This window comes from Pantoea sp. UBA6567, from assembly GCF_002434165.1.
In the GTDB taxonomy this organism is placed as follows: domain Bacteria; phylum Pseudomonadota; class Gammaproteobacteria; order Enterobacterales; family Enterobacteriaceae; genus Pantoea; species Pantoea eucrina.
In genome coordinates this window covers 974975-989431 of sequence record NZ_DJJN01000006.1, presented here as the reverse complement: position 1 = coordinate 989431, position 14457 = coordinate 974975, and the positions used below count along the sequence as shown (strand labels likewise).

The window sequence follows — 14457 nt, the reverse complement described above, 5'->3', positions numbered from 1 at the left end:
CAGCTGCTGTCATTACATCCGTTCGACGGTTTTAATCCCCAGCGTATCCAGCCCCTGTTTCAGGGTCTTCGCGGTGAGAGCCGCCAGCTGCAGGCGGCTGTTGCGTACAGACGCCTCTTCAGCCGCCAGAATCGGGCAGTGCTCATAGAAGCCGGAGAAGAGTCCGGCCAGGTCATACAGATAAGCACACATAACATGCGGCGTACCATCACGCGCAACCTGCGTGATCACCTCTTCAAACTGCAGCAGGCGCGTGGCCAGCAGCGCTTCGCGCTCATCCGTCAGCGTAATCTCACCGCTCAGGGTCTCTGCATCCAGACCCGCTTTACGGAACACCGACAGGACGCGGGTATAGGCATACTGCATATAAGGCGCGGTATTGCCCTCAAATGCCAGCATGTTGTCCCAGTCGAAAATGTAATCTGTGGTACGGCTCTTGGAGAGATCGGCATATTTAACCGCGCCGATGCCAACAATTTCCGCCAGATCGGCCAGTTCCTGCGGCGACATCTCCGGATTTTTAGCGCTGACCAGCGTATGGGCACGTTCAACGGCTTCATCCAGCAGATCCGCCAGCTTGATGGTGCCGCCGCTGCGGGTTTTAAACGGACGGCCATCTTTGCCCAGCATCATGCCGAAGGCGTGGTGCTCAAGCGGCACGGAGGCTGGCACGTAGCCCGCTTTACGTACGATGGTCCATGCCTGCTGCAGGTGCTGATGCTGGCGCGAGTCGATATAGTAGAGCACGCGATCGGCGTGCAGCGTTTCATAGCGATATTTCGCGCAGGCGATATCGGTAGTGGTATAGAGATAGCCGCCATCCTTTTTCTGGATGATAACGCCCATCGGCTCGCCTTCCTTGTTTTTATACTCATCAAGGAAAACCACCGTCGCGCCTTCGCTGGTGACCGCCAGACCCTTTTCACGCAGGTCAGCGACAATGCCTGGCAGCATATCGTTGTAGAGGCTCTCTCCCATGACATCATTACGCGTCAGGGTGACATTCAGACGGTCATAGACCAGCTGATTCTGACTCATGGTGATATCAACCAGCTTTTTCCACATGACGCGACAATACTCATCGCCGCCCTGCAGCTTGACGACATAGCTGCGCGCGCGCGCGGCGAACGCTTCATCTTCATCGTAAGTACGCTTTGCTTCGCGATAAAATGCTTCCAGATCGGCGAGAGCAATATCAGCATGATCTTCATTCTGCTGCTTTTCCAGATAGGCGATAAGCATGCCAAACTGCGTACCCCAGTCGCCGACGTGGTTAGCCCGGATCACATTGTGACCCAGAAACTCCAGCGTCCGCACTGCCGCATCGCCGATGATGGTGGAGCGCACGTGGCCCACGTGCATCTCTTTCGCCACGTTAGGTGCCGAGTAGTCGATAACAATGGTTTGCGGTTCAGGTTTGCTGACGCCGAGATCGGGCTGCTGCAGCGCCTGCGCGGCCTGCTGTGCCAGCCACTGGCGCTCGAGGAAAATATTGATAAAGCCAGGCCCTGCAATCTCGGTATGACTGGCAATGCCGGTCAGATCCAGATGCTTCACCACCTGTTCAGCCAGCTGACGCGGTGCCTGGCCCAGCCGTTTTGCCGCGCCCATGATGCCGTTCGCCTGATAATCACCAAACTGGACTTTAGCTGACTGACGAACCAGCGGTTCGCAATCGTCGGGCGCACCCGCTGCACGCATCGCCTGACTGACTTTATCGGAAAGAAGAGCCTGAATATTCACCGCGTTACCTTCATATGCTGAAAAGGCCCGTCAGCAGAGGACGAGCCGATACCATCATCCCGCGCTTGTGTCGGGACGGAAAAAAAGAGAGGGGAAGTATACGTGAAATGTTAGGATGCGTCAGCAACAGCAGTCGGCCCGGACCGGTAAGCTGACGGCAAAACCGCGCGCCGATTAACGGCGGCGCGGGTGACGACGAGGGTTTTTGACGCTTTTGTCTTCACGCACTTTCCAGTGGCGGGAAATGGCGAATCCCGTTAAGGCAATGAGAGCCGCGACAACAATGAGCATAGACATAGAGCCGTTCCTTGTGAGGTAGAAACTCAAATTTATAAGAAAGGGGGGTTATCTGCAATTAATTGGCGGCCAAATAAGAGTTATCTCATTGTGTAAAGATTCGTCAATATAATCATAAGCTTAGCTTGTTTTTATAAAGTTAAGCCTGGCCCTGATTAGGCGAATAATCTGAATGTAAGCCTGTTTTTATCTGGTTTTGGCGGTTTTTATTGACTAAATCGGATGAATCCGAAGGTTTTGTCTGGCTGAAAAAGCTGGCATATTGATTTTAATGATTAATTTCACTGAACAGACGTTGAGGTTTCAGGCAATGAAGCTGGATTTTCCCCCGGAGTTAGACGATTTAACAGAAGATTTTTGCCGTTTTGAGCAGGCGCTGCAGGCTTTTGCTGCGCGACTCGGACTTTCACCGCAGGCACATGAGATTGATCATCTGGCCGTGCGCTGTCACCAGTTTGCTACCGCCGAACGCTGGAAGCGCGGCTTTTTGCAGATTGGTAAGCTCTTTTCAGAAGCGATGATTAACGGTCGACCGATCTGTCTGTTTAAACTCCGGCAGCCGGTTACGCTGGCAGGGCAGCAGGTTGATGTCATCGAGTTGCCCTGGCCGGGCGCGAAGCTTTACCGGCACGAGGGCTGGGAACATATTGAAATCGTCCTGCGCGGTGAGCCGGAAACGCTGGGCATGCGCGCTATGGCGCTGCTCTCTGATACGGCGTTGACGCAGCCCGGCATCTCTTTTAAAACCAGCGCGCCGCAGGGCGAAAATGAACGCCTGCCTAATCCTGTGCTGGCCGTCACCGATGGTGAAACCACGATCAAGTTTCACCCCTGGCGACTTGAGGAAATTGTCGCCAGCGAGCGCGATTAACGCCGGGCTTCCGCCGCCTGCTCCAGACGCGCTGCCGCTTCCTGCAGGGTGGCGCGCGTACAGCCAAAATTGAAGCGGACAAAGCGGTCATCGCCAAAATCGCCTCCGGGCGAGAAGCCGAGCCCGTACTGCTCAAAATAGCGCGCCGGGTTTTCACTCTGCAGGCCGCTGGCGTCAATCCAGCCGAGATAGGTCGCGTCCGGCACGACCATATCGAGGCCGGGCAGTGCATCAATGCGGCTCGCCAGCCAGTCGCGGTTTGCGCGCAGATAGGCAATTTGCGCCTGCAGCCACGCATCACCCTCGCGCCACGCCGCCTCGGCGGCAACCAGCGCCAGAATATCCACGCCCGGCACGATCCCCTCACGCACCTGCTTAAAGCGCCGGCGCAACGTATCATCGGGAATAATGGCCATAGAGGCGCCCAGCCCGGCGATATTGAAACTTTTAGAGGGAGAGATAAGCGTTATGCTGCGCTGTGCGGCATCCTCACTCAGCGCGGCAAACGGCGTGTGCTGCACGCCCGGCGTAAGCACCAGATCGGCATGGATCTCATCTGAACAGACGATAAGATCGTGGCGTTGCGCAAATGCGAGCTGGCGGGAGAGTTCATCGCGCCGGTATACCGTGCCGCCGGGGTTTTGCGGGTTGCACAGCATCAGCAGTCGCTCGTTGCCCGTCATCTCCGCCCGATCTATGTCCATGACCCAGCGATCTTCTGTCCGCTGCAGCGGCAGACTGAGCTGCGCGCGATCGGCCAGCCGGGAAGCGCCGCGAAACGGCGGATAGATGGGCGCAGGCGCCACGGTACGTTCTCCGGCTGCGGTAAAAGCACGCACGGCAATGTTAAGTCCGCTTACCACACCCGGCAATATCACTATCCATTCCGGCCTGATAATCCAGTCATAACGCTCCGCCATGCGCTGCACGATAATCTCTGTCAGTCCGGCAGGCGTGACACCGTAACCAAATACGCCGTGTGCGACTCGTTTTTGAATGGCCTCAATAATACAGGGTGGCGAGCGAAAATCGGTATCTGCAATCCAGAGTGGCAGCACATCACGGTCACGATATTTGTGCCATTTAAGACTATCACTGTGACCGCGGTCTATCCGTTGATCAAAATCGAATACCATAGTGCGCTTTCCACGTAAAATGAGTGAGTAACAGACTAACCGAAGCTACCCCCTCTGAGCCAGCAGTCGTGATAAGGAGAAACCGATGACGAAACTGGAAATTTGTTGCTACGGCATTGATTGCGCAGTGACCGCCCAGCGCGCCGGTGCCGATCGCGTAGAGCTTTGCAGCGCCCCGCGCGAGGGCGGGCTGACGCCATCAGCGGGCATGCTGCAGGCCGCGCTGCGCGAGCTGACTATTCCGGTGCATCCCATCATCCGGCCGCGCGGCGGCGATTTTTGCTACTCCCGTCTGGAGTTTGACATCATGAAATCGGATATCGCGCAGATACGCGAATGGGGCTTTCCCGGCATCGTCGTGGGCGTTCTGGATGAAGATGCGCATATCGATGTGCCGCGTATGCAGCAGATTATGCAACTGTGCGATGGCCTGGCCGTGACCTTTCACCGGGCGTTTGATCTGTGCCACAGCCCCAGGCGGGCGCTGGAGGTGCTGACCGATCTGGGTGTCGCGCGCATTCTGACGTCAGGCCAGCAGCAGAGTGCAGAAACAGGAATTGCACTACTCAGGGAACTTAATCAATTAAGCACGGGTCCAATCATTATGGCCGGTGCTGGTGTACGCCTGAGCAATCTGCAGAAGTTTCTGGATTGCGGCTTGCAGGAGGTCCACAGCTCAGCCAGTCGCGCCATCGCTTCCCCTATGCGCTATCGCAAAGCGGGTGTTTCGATGTGCGCCGAAGCAGAAACCGATGAATTCAGCCGTTCCTGCGTTGATGGTGACGTAATAGAAGCCATGAAAAGTATGATGCAGATGAACGTTAACCGGGTCGCCTGATCCGCTATCGATTTTGCCGCACAGCACGCCACCAACCCTGACGTGATGTTTGCAAGTACCACGCCCCAGTCATTTGCTGGGGTTTTTTTTATGCCGTTAAAAACGCGCAGGTGAGCCGGCTGCCGGCAAACATAGCCTGTTCTGCGGTTGATTCAGCCCCTTGTATATTCGCTATACCCGGCATAATTTTCTTCTCCGCCCGCCATCTGCATAGCGATTTGCCGGAAAAGGTGCTTTGCTTAACAGATGGCTCCATGCGGATAACCCTATGAAATGCCACCTTTGTGCAACGCTGTTGCTGACATATTTAGCTGCCTGCCCGACGCAGGCGGCCACCGCTCCCTGTCCGCCGCTCAGCCATAACATCAGCAGCAGCAATCTCTGGATCCTGCTGGGCGGCGCGGCAAAAGGCGCGGTGCGGCAGGTTATTGCCGGGGAGTTTGGTAAAGACGTTGACTCCCAGAAACGCGTGCTGGGCCAGTTTGACCGCTGCGGCGACCTGATGGTGGCTGATATCAGCTACGATAAGCGCGAAGGGAATATTGTGCTGAGCATGGAGCAGCATATTGCCCGCGTACAGCGCGGCTGGGTAGCGGAGTACGCCTGGCGGGTTACCGCGATTAAGTCGGGGCGTGAAGAAGTGGTGGATCAGCGACAGGGTACGCTGAGCTGGCGCAAAGGGCCGCAGGGAAACATCATCAGCGCCACCGATAAATTCGTGAATATGGGCAGTGAGGGTTCTGCAGCGATCGCCTATCATTACGACCCGCGATTACGGGTGCAGAAGAGCGTCACGCGCGGCAGCGATAAACAGAATAACGGTGAAAACCGCTGGCGCTGGAATGCGCAGGATCGGGTGGTTGAGACGCAAAGCGCGCGCAGCCGGGAGATCTGGCGTTATGATAAGCAGTGGCGCGAGCTGGGATTAAGCGGGCTGGCGACCACGCCGGTCAGCACGCTGCACTCTACGGACACCTGTCAGCTCTGGGATGAAGCCGGCAACTGTACGCTGAGTTTTCTGCACGAAAAAGAGGTGTTTGCCAAAGGCACTATCGAGCGTCATCTTACTTCCGCCTATAAATATCAGTACTGGGATCGGTCAGCAGATGAGCAGTAGCAGGATAATACCTGACGCGCCGCGATGCCGTCGCGGCGCGTATTTTCAGGGCTTGCGGGCAACCAGTACGGCGCGCAGCGGCGCGGGGTAACCCTCAACCGTTTTGCTGCTATCGGCCGGATCGAGAAACTCTGCCAGCGACTCGCTGGTCATCCAGCTGGTGCGACGCTGCTCTTCCACGGACGTGACCGCATAGTCGGCAATGCGTACATCAACAAAACCGCACTTCTCCAGCCAGCCTTTCAGCGCTGCCGCTGACGGAATAAAGTAGACGTTGCGCATCTGCGCATAGCGCTCACCCGGTACCAGGACGGCATGTTCATCGCCCTCAATCACCAGCGTTTCCAGCACCAGCTCACCCTCGCTCACCAGCTGATTTTTCAGCTGCAGCAGATGATCGAGCGGTGAACGGCGGTGGTAGAGCACGCCCATTGAGAATACGGTATCAAACGCCTGCAGCGCGGGCAGCTGTTCAATGCCGAGCGGCAGCAGATGCGCGCGGCGATCGTCACCCAGCAGCTTACGTACCGCTTCGAACTGGCAGAGAAACAGCTGCATCGGGTCGATGCCCACCACCATCTGCGCGCCAGCGCCCAGCATACGCCACATGTGATAGCCGCTGCCGCAGCCAACGTCCAGAATCGTCCGCCCGGCGAGCGGAGAGATATGGGGTAACACCCGATCCCATTTCCAGTCAGAGCGCCATTCCGTGTCGATCTCCGTACCGTAAAGCGCATAGGGGCCTTTACGCCACGGCATCAGATTACGCAGCAGCTTTTCAATACCGGCGCGCTGGCGATCGGTCAGATCGTCACGCTGCGCGCTGACGCTGTGCACCAGATCCAGCGTTTGCGGCGTCAGCAGCGGCAGATACTCCACCGCTTTTTCCCAGTTGCGAAAATGTCCGTGCAGATTGTCACGCTGCCAGGCCGCGATTTGCGCCGGCAGAACTTCCAGCCAGCTCGCCAGCGGGCCGGTGGCGATTTGCTGATAAAAACGGCCAAAGTCGATCATTTCAGCGCCACCAGTGAACCAAAGTTGAAGCACTGGAACCAGAGTTCTGCATGAGCAAAGCCCGCCGCTTTAAGGCGGGCTTTGTGCGTTTCCACGCTGTCGGTCAGCATGACATTCTCCAGCATGCTGCGCTTCTGGCTAATCTCCAGTTCGCTGTAGCCGTTGGCACGCTTGAAATCGTGATGCATGTTAAACAGCAGTTCGCCCACCTCAGCATCTTCAAAGCTGAACTTTTCTGACAGCACCAGGGCGCCGCCGGGATTCAGGCCGCGGGCAATTTTTTCCAGCAGCGCAATGCGGGCGTCAGGCGCCAGAAACTGCAGCGTAAAGTTGAGCACCACCAGCGAAGCGTTCTCAATTTCGATATCGCGGATATCGGCCTCCAGCACTTGTACCGGCGTATCGGCACGAAAGGCGTCGATATGGCGGCGGCAGCGCTCAACCATCGCCGGCGAATTATCCACGGCAATAATCTGGCAGCCGGGTACGCGGATGTTACGGCGCACCGAAAGAGTGGCGGCCCCCAGTGAACACCCGAGGTCATACACCTGGCTGTCGGGCTGTACAAAGCGTTCTGCCAGCATACCAATCATTGAAATGATGTTGGAGTAGCCGGGCACCGAGCGCTGAATCATATCGGGGAAGACTTCAGCCACGCGCTCGTCAAAGGTCCAGTCACCCAGCTTATCGATAGGTGCGGAAAATAGCGTATCGCGGTCAGACATAATGGAAAATCCGAAGAGAAAAACGGAAAGGGCGCTATTCTGGCAGAAAGTCGCCTCTGCTGCACCCGTTTCCCTGCTCAGAACAGCGCGCTCTGCTGCGGCCACGCTGGCAGGTCGCGCAGGCCGGGTTCCAGCGCCTGCAGCTGTGGCCAGAGCGCCTGCACCAGCGGAAACACCTCTCCCATATCCGGCGTATGAATAAACAGCAGCGGATCGCTCTCTGTCTGCCACGCTGCCAGCTTGCTGCGCCACGGCGGAAAGAGGGCTTCGCTCTCTGCCACGCTATCGCTGCCGATAAACCGGACCATCGGCTGAGTGCCGGTGCGCACCGCATGTGGCGGCACGCGCGGTTTTTTCGCCCGCGCGTCGATAGCGGCAGCCGATTGTGAGGCAGAAGCGTGCACCGGCCGGCTGTCGAGTACCACCCGGTTAACGCCGCGCGCGTGCAGGCCACGGTTTAGCTGGCGCTCCGCCTCGCCACGGGCAAAAAATGCCTGATGACGCACTTCAACGCCATAGCTGAAGCTGCGCGGCAGGCTATCCAGAAAGCGCCACAGATCGTCAAGCTGTGCCGGTGAAAAACTGGCGGGCAGCTGCAGCCAGTATTGCCCCAGGCGCGTGCTGAGCGGATCCAGCAGGCGAAAAAAATCGCTGACTAAATCATCACAATTACGCAGAGCAGCCTGATGAGAGATGGTTGCGGGAAATTTAAAGCAGAAGCGGAAATCGTCATGCGTCATGTCGCGCCAGCGCTGCACCACCTCAGGTTTTGGCAGCGCATACAGCGTTGTATTCCCTTCTACGCAGCTAAACAGACGCGCATAATCCTCCAGCGTGTGCAGACCAAACTGTTTCCACTGCGGGTGATGCCATTGTGGTAGACCAATACGAAGCGTCAAAACGGACTCCGGATGCCGGTTGTAAGAGAAAGCGGGCAGAAGATAACGCATAAATGCCGATGAATTAGCTGCTTTGCAGCAGCTCTACTTATCCTGCCTGGCTTTTTCCATTATAATAGCTGCCTTTTTTGCGGCAGCATCTTCAGAGGTTACGCGCCCTGATGCTGCCTGGCAGCAGCGGCGAAGTTAAAAGGATACGTTATGCGTACAGAATATTGCGGACAGCTCAACCTGTCTCATGTGGGTCAGCAAGTTACTCTCTGCGGCTGGGTTAATCGCCGTCGCGATCTCGGCAGCCTGATTTTTATCGATATGCGTGACCGCGAAGGGATCGCTCAGGTGTTTTTTGATGCCGATTATCAGGAGGCTTTCCAGCTGGCGTCTGAGCTGCGCAACGAATTCTGCATCCAGATCACCGGTACGGTGCGCGCGCGTGAAGAGAAAAACCGCAACAGCGATATGGCGACCGGCGATATCGAAGTGTTTGCCCACGCGCTGACCATCATTAATCGCGCGGAGCCGCTGCCGCTGGACTCCAACCAGGTCAATAGCGAAGAAGCGCGTCTGACCTATCGTTACCTCGATCTGCGTCGCCCGGAGATGGCACAGCGCCTGAAAACGCGCGCCAGAATTACCAGCTTTGTTCGCCGCTTTATGGACAGTGAAGGTTTCCTGGATATTGAAACGCCGATGCTGACCAAAGCAACGCCGGAAGGCGCGCGCGACTATCTGGTGCCAAGCCGCGTGCATAAAGGCAAGTTCTATGCGCTGCCGCAGTCGCCACAGCTGTTTAAGCAGCTGCTGATGATGTCCGGCTTCGATCGCTACTATCAGATTGTAAAATGCTTCCGTGATGAAGATCTGCGGGCCGATCGCCAGCCTGAATTTACGCAAATCGACGTTGAAACCTCCTTTATGAGCGCGGAAGAGGTGCGGGAGAAGATGGAGCGCCTGATCCGCGAGCTCTGGCTTGAGATCAAAGGCATTGATCTGGGTGATTTCCCGCTGATGACGTTTGCAGAAGCGATGAACCGCTACGGCTCTGATAAACCCGATCTGCGTAATCCGATGGAACTGGTGGACGTTGCCGATCTGCTGAAAGACGTAGAGTTTAAGGTGTTCTCTGGTCCGGCGAACGACGCCAAAGGACGGGTTGCTGCGCTGCGCGTGCCGGGCGGTGCGACGCTGACGCGTAAGCAGATTGATGAATATACGAAGTTTGTTGAGATTTATGGTGCACGTGGCCTGGCATGGATGAAAATCAACGCCCGCGCCAGTGGCGCTGAAGGCGTGCAGAGTCCGGTGGCTAAATTCCTGACGCCTGAGATCGTGGAAGCGATTCTGGATCGCACCGGCGCGCAGGATGGCGATCTGATCTTCTTTGGCGCCGATCGCGCTAAAGTTGTGGCGGATGCGCTGGGTGCACTGCGCCTGAAAGCTGGCCGCGACCTGAAGATCACCGACGAGAAAGCCTGGGCACCGCTCTGGGTCATCGACTTTCCGATGTTTGAAGAGGATGACGAAGGCGGTCTGGCAGCGATGCACCATCCGTTTACCTCACCTAAGTCGCTTACGGCGGAGCAGCTGGCAGCCGAGCCGACGCAGGCAGTGGCTAATGCCTACGATATGGTGATCAACGGCTACGAAGTGGGCGGCGGCTCTGTGCGTATCCACAACGGGACGATGCAGCAGACCGTGTTCAGCATTCTCGGCATTACGGCTGAAGAACAGCAGGAGAAGTTTGGCTTCCTGCTGAACGCGCTCAAATATGGTACGCCGCCGCACGCCGGTCTGGCGTTTGGCCTTGATCGTCTGACTATGCTGCTCACCGGCACCGATAATATTCGTGACGTGATCGCTTTCCCGAAAACCACGGCGGCAGCCTGTATGATGACGGAAGCACCAAGCCTGGCAAATCCAGCTGCGCTGAGCGATCTGGGCATTCAGATTGTCGCGAAGAAAGAAAAGCCAGAGCAGCAGTAATGGGCTTTAAACATCCGGTATCGGTGCTGGTGGTGATCTTTGCGCGAGATACCGGCCGGGTGTTGATGCTGCAGCGGCGCGATGATCACGGCTTCTGGCAGTCGGTCACCGGCAGTCTGGAGCCGGGTGAAACGCCGGCTCAGGCTGCAGCACGCGAAGTGGCGGAAGAGCTGGCGATCGATATCTGTGGCGAAGGGCTGCAGCTTGAAGATTGCCAGCGGCAGATTGAATTTGAGATCTTCCCTCATTTTCGTCACCGCTATGCGCCAGGCATAACGCACAATCGCGAGCACTGGTTCCGGCTGGCGCTGCCGGCTGAACGGATGCCGCTGCTGAGTGAGCACCTGGCTGCCCGCTGGCTGATCGCTGAAGAGGCTGCGGCGTTAACCAAATCCTGGAGCAATCGCCAGGCGATTGAAGAGTTTATCTGAGCGAGCGCCGCCGCGTGTTTTCCGGTGGCAACCAGGGTAAATTCCACACATTCGACGAAGCGTATTCCCTTCGTCCAACTATCGTGTGCTGTTTTATTAAACCGCACCGCTAACATTGAGCAGTCAGGCGTTATCGGCGCAGCGCAATTGTTCATCGTCAGCGCCACCACCGCCGCGCAGATCTCTGCGTGCGGATGGCGTGGATGCTGCCGGGGATAAGAGCGCAGGCAAGATAGCCTGCACCCTGTAAAAGATCGGAGAAAATGTAAGATGGCTGGTCACAGTAAATGGGCGAACACAAAACATCGTAAGGCGGCGCAGGACGCCAAGCGCGGCAAGATCTTTACTAAAATCATTCGCGAGCTGGTCACTGCCGCGAAGCTGGGCGGCGGCGATGCAGGTTCTAACCCGCGTCTGCGCGCAGCGATGGATAAAGCGCTCTCAAATAACATGACGCGCGACACCATGAACCGCGCCATTGCACGCGGCGTCGGCGGCGAAGATGATTCCAATATGGAAACCATCATTTATGAAGGCTACGGTCCGGGCGGCTCTGCGGTAATGATCGAATGCCTGAGTGACAACCGTAACCGTACCGTCGGAGAAGTGCGCCACGCCTTCACCAAAACCGGCGGTAATCTGGGCACTGACGGCTCTGTCTCCTATCTCTTCAGCAAAAAAGGAGTGATCTCCTTTGCTCCGGGTCAGGATGAAGATGCGGTGATGGAAGCAGCACTGGAAGCGGGTGCGGAAGATGTGGTGAGCTATGATGACGGTGCCATCGATGTCTTCACAGCGTGGGAAGAGCTGGGCAACGTGCGTGATACGCTGGAAGCGGGCGGTCTGAAAGCTGACAGCGCTGAAGTCTCCATGATCCCGTCAACCAAAGCGGAACTGGATGCAGAAACGGCACCAAAACTGCTGCGGCTGATCGATATGCTGGAAGATTGCGACGACGTGCAGGAGGTTTATCACAACGGTGAGATCTCTGACGAGGTGGCGGAAACGCTGTAATGGCGTGGTTATTTTTCCGGCAACCGGAGGCGTGCTGTGGCGATTATTCTCGGGATTGACCCCGGCTCGCGCATTACCGGCTACGGCGTTATCCGTCAGACCGGCCGTCAGCTGAGCTACCTGGGCAGCGGCTGTATCCGCACCAACGTGACCGATTTACCGGGACGCCTGAAGCTGATTTATGCCGGCGTCTGCGAAATCATCACGCAGTTTTCGCCTGACTACTTTGCGATTGAGCAGGTGTTTATGGCGAAAAATGCGGATTCGGCACTGAAACTTGGCCAGGCTCGCGGCGCAGCGATTGTGGCCGCGGTCAATGCCGATTTGCCGGTGTTTGAATATGCGGCGCGGCAGGTTAAACAGACGGTTACCGGAACCGGCGGGGCGGAGAAGAGCCAGGTGCAGCATATGGTCCGCACGCTGCTGAAACTGCCGGCCAACCCGCAGGCGGATGCGGCAGATGCGCTGGCTATCGCCATCACCCACTGCCACGTTAGCCAGAATGCGGCGCGCATGAGCGACAGCAAACTGGTGATGACGCGCGGGCGGCTGCGCTCGGGTTAAGCTGCCATCAGACGCGCTAACAGGCTGGATATGCATCCAGCCTTTTTTATGTTATACATAGCCGCTATCACACCGCCAGCGGCTGCGCTGGTCACAGGGAATACCCTGCACCGCTTACTCACAGATTAAGGAATTGCTCAGGTGATTGGTCGTTTACGAGGCAACATTCTGGAAAAACAGCCGCCGCTGGTGCTGCTTGAAGCGCACGGCGTCGGTTATGAAGTGCATATGCCAATGACCTGCTTCTACGAGCTGCCGGAGATCGCCCAGGAGGCGGTCATTTTCACCCATTTCGTGGTGCGTGAAGATGCCCAGCTGCTGTTTGGTTTCAACAGCAAACAGGAGCGCGCGCTCTTTCGCGAGCTGATCAAAGTCAACGGCGTTGGCCCCAAGCTGGCGCTGGCGATCCTATCGGGCATGTCAGCGCAGCAGTTTGTGACCGCTGTTGAGCGTGAAGAGGTCGCCTCGCTGGTGAAGCTGCCGGGTGTCGGCAAAAAAACTGCTGAGCGCCTGGTGGTTGAGATGAAAGATCGCTTTAAAGGCATGCATGGCGACCTCTTTGGCGGCGACTCAGCCTTTACGCTGACTACCCCAGCGGCCGCGCCGGAGAGCAACGACGCTGAAGCAGAAGCGGCGGCTGCACTGGTGGCACTGGGATATAAACCGCAGGAAGCCAGCCGCATGATCAGCAAAGTGGGCAAACCTGACGCAGACTGCGAAACCCTGATCCGCGAAGCGCTGCGTGCAGCTATCTGAGGTAACACATGATTGAAGCCGATCGCCTGGTCTCGGGCAGTTCATATAATGAAGAAGAGAGCCAGGATCGTGCTATTCGCCCGAAGCTGCTCGCGGAGTATGTCGGTCAGCCGCAGGTGCGCGAACAGATGGAGATTTTTATCCAGGCGGCGAAGCTGCGCGGCGATGCACTTGACCATCTGCTGATTTTCGGCCCGCCGGGGCTGGGAAAAACCACGCTGGCGAATATCGTGGCGAATGAGATGGGCGTTAATCTGCGCACGACGTCAGGGCCGGTGCTGGAGAAAGCGGGCGATCTGGCGGCGATGCTCACCAATCTCGAACCGCACGACGTCCTGTTTATTGATGAGATCCACCGTCTCTCCCCGGTAGTGGAAGAGGTGCTCTATCCGGCAATGGAAGATTATCAGCTGGATATCATGATCGGTGAGGGGCCGGCCGCCCGCTCAATCAAGCTCGATCTGCCGCCGTTTACCCTGATTGGCGCGACGACGCGCGCCGGGTCGCTGACCTCCCCGCTGCGCGATCGTTTCGGCATTGTCCAGCGGCTTGAGTTCTATAACGTGCCGGATCTGCAGCACATTGTCAGCCGCAGCGCGGCCTGTCTCGGCCTGACGCTGAGTGAAGAGGGCGCGCTGGAAGTGGCCCGTCGCGCACGTGGTACCCCGCGTATCGCCAATCGTCTGCTGCGCCGCGTGCGTGATTTTGCCGATGTCCGTGCCGCAGGCAACATGAGCGGTGACGTGGCGGCCAGCGCGCTGGACATGCTGAATGTCGATACGCAGGGTTTTGATTACATGGACCGCAAGCTGCTACTGGCGATTATCGATAAGTTTATGGGTGGCCCGGTAGGGCTGGATAACCTGGCGGCAGCAATAGGCGAAGAGCGCGAAACGATCGAGGATGTCATAGAGCCTTTCCTGATCCAGCAGGGATTTATTCAGCGTACGCCGCGCGGCCGTATGGCAACGCAGCACGCTTACCGGCACTTTGATATCGTGCGCGAAGAGTAGGGTGCAGCACGCAGGCAGACAAAAAACGGGCACCTCAGGTGCCCGTTTTGCATGGC

Annotated in this window: 15 protein-coding genes; 9 read left to right on the top strand and 6 right to left on the bottom strand. The window is 57.3% G+C overall.

Annotation, left to right across the window (positions count from 1 at the left end; translation table 11 throughout):
• Window positions 1-12: 12 nt before the first annotated feature.
• Window positions 13-1743 (bottom strand): arginine--tRNA ligase, encoded by a 1731-nt coding sequence (gene argS, locus B4M48_RS10725; RefSeq protein ID WP_039384909.1) that lies wholly within the window; start codon window positions 1741-1743, stop codon window positions 13-15.
• Window positions 1744-1917: 174 nt separating this feature from the next.
• A complete protein-coding gene (locus tag B4M48_RS10720; protein WP_256390561.1) occupies window positions 1918-2040 on the bottom strand; it encodes a hypothetical protein in 123 nt (40 codons plus the stop codon).
• Between the two features lie 310 nt (window positions 2041-2350).
• Here B4M48_RS10720 and B4M48_RS10715 point away from each other — a divergent pair, with 310 nt between their 5' ends.
• Complete coding sequence (locus tag B4M48_RS10715; protein ID WP_288656656.1) at window positions 2351-2911, top strand: VOC family protein; 561 nt, start codon at window positions 2351-2353, stop codon at window positions 2909-2911.
• On the opposite strand, the gene B4M48_RS10710 is transcribed toward B4M48_RS10715, so the two are convergent.
• Window positions 2908-4047: a MalY/PatB family protein gene (locus B4M48_RS10710; protein ID WP_288656653.1), complete on the bottom strand. Its 1140-nt coding sequence runs from the start codon at window positions 4045-4047 to the stop codon at window positions 2908-2910. The genes B4M48_RS10715 and B4M48_RS10710 overlap by 4 nt on opposite strands.
• Before the next feature lie 85 nt (window positions 4048-4132).
• Here B4M48_RS10710 and cutC point away from each other — a divergent pair, with 85 nt between their 5' ends.
• On the top strand, window positions 4133-4885 hold the full coding sequence (gene cutC / locus B4M48_RS10705) for a copper homeostasis protein CutC (RefSeq protein ID WP_039384902.1): 753 nt from the start codon (window positions 4133-4135) through the stop codon (window positions 4883-4885).
• A 268-nt stretch (window positions 4886-5153) separates the two neighbouring features.
• Window positions 5154-6002 carry a hypothetical protein gene (locus tag B4M48_RS10700; protein WP_039384901.1) on the top strand — a complete coding sequence of 283 codons (849 nt, stop codon included), beginning with the start codon at window positions 5154-5156 and terminating at the stop codon, window positions 6000-6002.
• A 45-nt stretch (window positions 6003-6047) separates the two neighbouring features.
• Here the strand turns inward: B4M48_RS10700 and cmoB are convergent, their stop codons facing one another.
• The 3 genes from cmoB to B4M48_RS10685 all read right to left on the bottom strand — a co-directional run bounded on the left by cmoB (window position 6048) and on the right by B4M48_RS10685 (window position 8640).
• Window positions 6048-7016 carry a tRNA 5-methoxyuridine(34)/uridine 5-oxyacetic acid(34) synthase CmoB gene (gene cmoB / locus B4M48_RS10695; protein WP_039384896.1) on the bottom strand — a complete coding sequence of 323 codons (969 nt, stop codon included), beginning with the start codon at window positions 7014-7016 and terminating at the stop codon, window positions 6048-6050.
• The gene (cmoA, locus tag B4M48_RS10690; RefSeq protein WP_039385978.1) at window positions 7013-7741 is read right to left on the bottom strand and encodes a carboxy-S-adenosyl-L-methionine synthase CmoA; all 729 of its coding nucleotides are present in this window, start codon (window positions 7739-7741) and stop codon (window positions 7013-7015) included. Before cmoA ends, cmoB begins: the two co-directional genes overlap by 4 nt.
• 77 nt (window positions 7742-7818) lie before the next feature.
• Complete coding sequence (locus B4M48_RS10685; RefSeq protein ID WP_071668892.1) at window positions 7819-8640, bottom strand: DUF72 domain-containing protein; 822 nt, start codon at window positions 8638-8640, stop codon at window positions 7819-7821.
• 201 nt (window positions 8641-8841) lie between these two features.
• Here B4M48_RS10685 and aspS point away from each other — a divergent pair, with 201 nt between their 5' ends.
• From aspS to ruvB, 6 genes are all read left to right on the top strand, one after another.
• The gene (gene aspS, locus B4M48_RS10680) at window positions 8842-10623 is read left to right on the top strand and encodes an aspartate--tRNA ligase (RefSeq protein ID WP_288656650.1); all 1782 of its coding nucleotides are present in this window, start codon (window positions 8842-8844) and stop codon (window positions 10621-10623) included.
• Complete coding sequence (gene nudB / locus B4M48_RS10675; protein WP_039384893.1) at window positions 10623-11054, top strand: dihydroneopterin triphosphate diphosphatase; 432 nt, start codon at window positions 10623-10625, stop codon at window positions 11052-11054. The genes aspS and nudB overlap by 1 nt, the downstream gene beginning before the upstream one ends.
• Before the next feature lie 270 nt (window positions 11055-11324).
• A complete protein-coding gene (locus tag B4M48_RS10670; protein ID WP_039384891.1) occupies window positions 11325-12068 on the top strand; it encodes a YebC/PmpR family DNA-binding transcriptional regulator in 744 nt (247 codons plus the stop codon).
• Between the two features lie 36 nt (window positions 12069-12104).
• Window positions 12105-12632, top strand: coding sequence for a crossover junction endodeoxyribonuclease RuvC (ruvC, locus tag B4M48_RS10665; protein ID WP_039384890.1), 528 nt, complete (start codon window positions 12105-12107; stop codon window positions 12630-12632).
• A gap of 141 nt (window positions 12633-12773) precedes the next feature.
• On the top strand, window positions 12774-13388 hold the full coding sequence (gene ruvA, locus B4M48_RS10660; protein ID WP_071668889.1) for a Holliday junction branch migration protein RuvA: 615 nt from the start codon (window positions 12774-12776) through the stop codon (window positions 13386-13388).
• An 8-nt stretch (window positions 13389-13396) separates the two neighbouring features.
• On the top strand, window positions 13397-14401 hold the full coding sequence (ruvB, locus tag B4M48_RS10655) for a Holliday junction branch migration DNA helicase RuvB (protein WP_071668888.1): 1005 nt from the start codon (window positions 13397-13399) through the stop codon (window positions 14399-14401).
• Window positions 14402-14457 lie beyond the last annotated feature (56 nt).

What these genes read in the sequence shown, in the direction of transcription:
- B4M48_RS10720 (WP_256390561.1), bottom strand. Translation starts at nt 2,040, where the DNA reads ATGTCTATGCTCATTGTTGTCGCGGCTCTCATTGCCTTAACGGGATTC.
- B4M48_RS10715 (WP_288656656.1), top strand. Translation starts at nt 2,351, where the DNA reads ATGAAGCTGGATTTTCCCCCGGAGTTAGACGATTTAACAGAAGATTTT.
- B4M48_RS10710 (WP_288656653.1), bottom strand. Translation starts at nt 4,047, where the DNA reads ATGGTATTCGATTTTGATCAACGGATAGACCGCGGTCACAGTGATAGT.
- cutC (WP_039384902.1), top strand. Translation starts at nt 4,133, where the DNA reads ATGACGAAACTGGAAATTTGTTGCTACGGCATTGATTGCGCAGTGACC.
- B4M48_RS10700 (WP_039384901.1), top strand. Translation starts at nt 5,154, where the DNA reads ATGAAATGCCACCTTTGTGCAACGCTGTTGCTGACATATTTAGCTGCC.
- cmoB (WP_039384896.1), bottom strand. Translation starts at nt 7,016, where the DNA reads ATGATCGACTTTGGCCGTTTTTATCAGCAAATCGCCACCGGCCCGCTG.
- cmoA (WP_039385978.1), bottom strand. Translation starts at nt 7,741, where the DNA reads ATGTCTGACCGCGATACGCTATTTTCCGCACCTATCGATAAGCTGGGT.
- aspS (WP_288656650.1), top strand. Translation starts at nt 8,842, where the DNA reads ATGCGTACAGAATATTGCGGACAGCTCAACCTGTCTCATGTGGGTCAG.
- nudB (WP_039384893.1), top strand. Translation starts at nt 10,623, where the DNA reads ATGGGCTTTAAACATCCGGTATCGGTGCTGGTGGTGATCTTTGCGCGA.
- B4M48_RS10670 (WP_039384891.1), top strand. Translation starts at nt 11,325, where the DNA reads ATGGCTGGTCACAGTAAATGGGCGAACACAAAACATCGTAAGGCGGCG.
- ruvB (WP_071668888.1), top strand. Translation starts at nt 13,397, where the DNA reads ATGATTGAAGCCGATCGCCTGGTCTCGGGCAGTTCATATAATGAAGAA.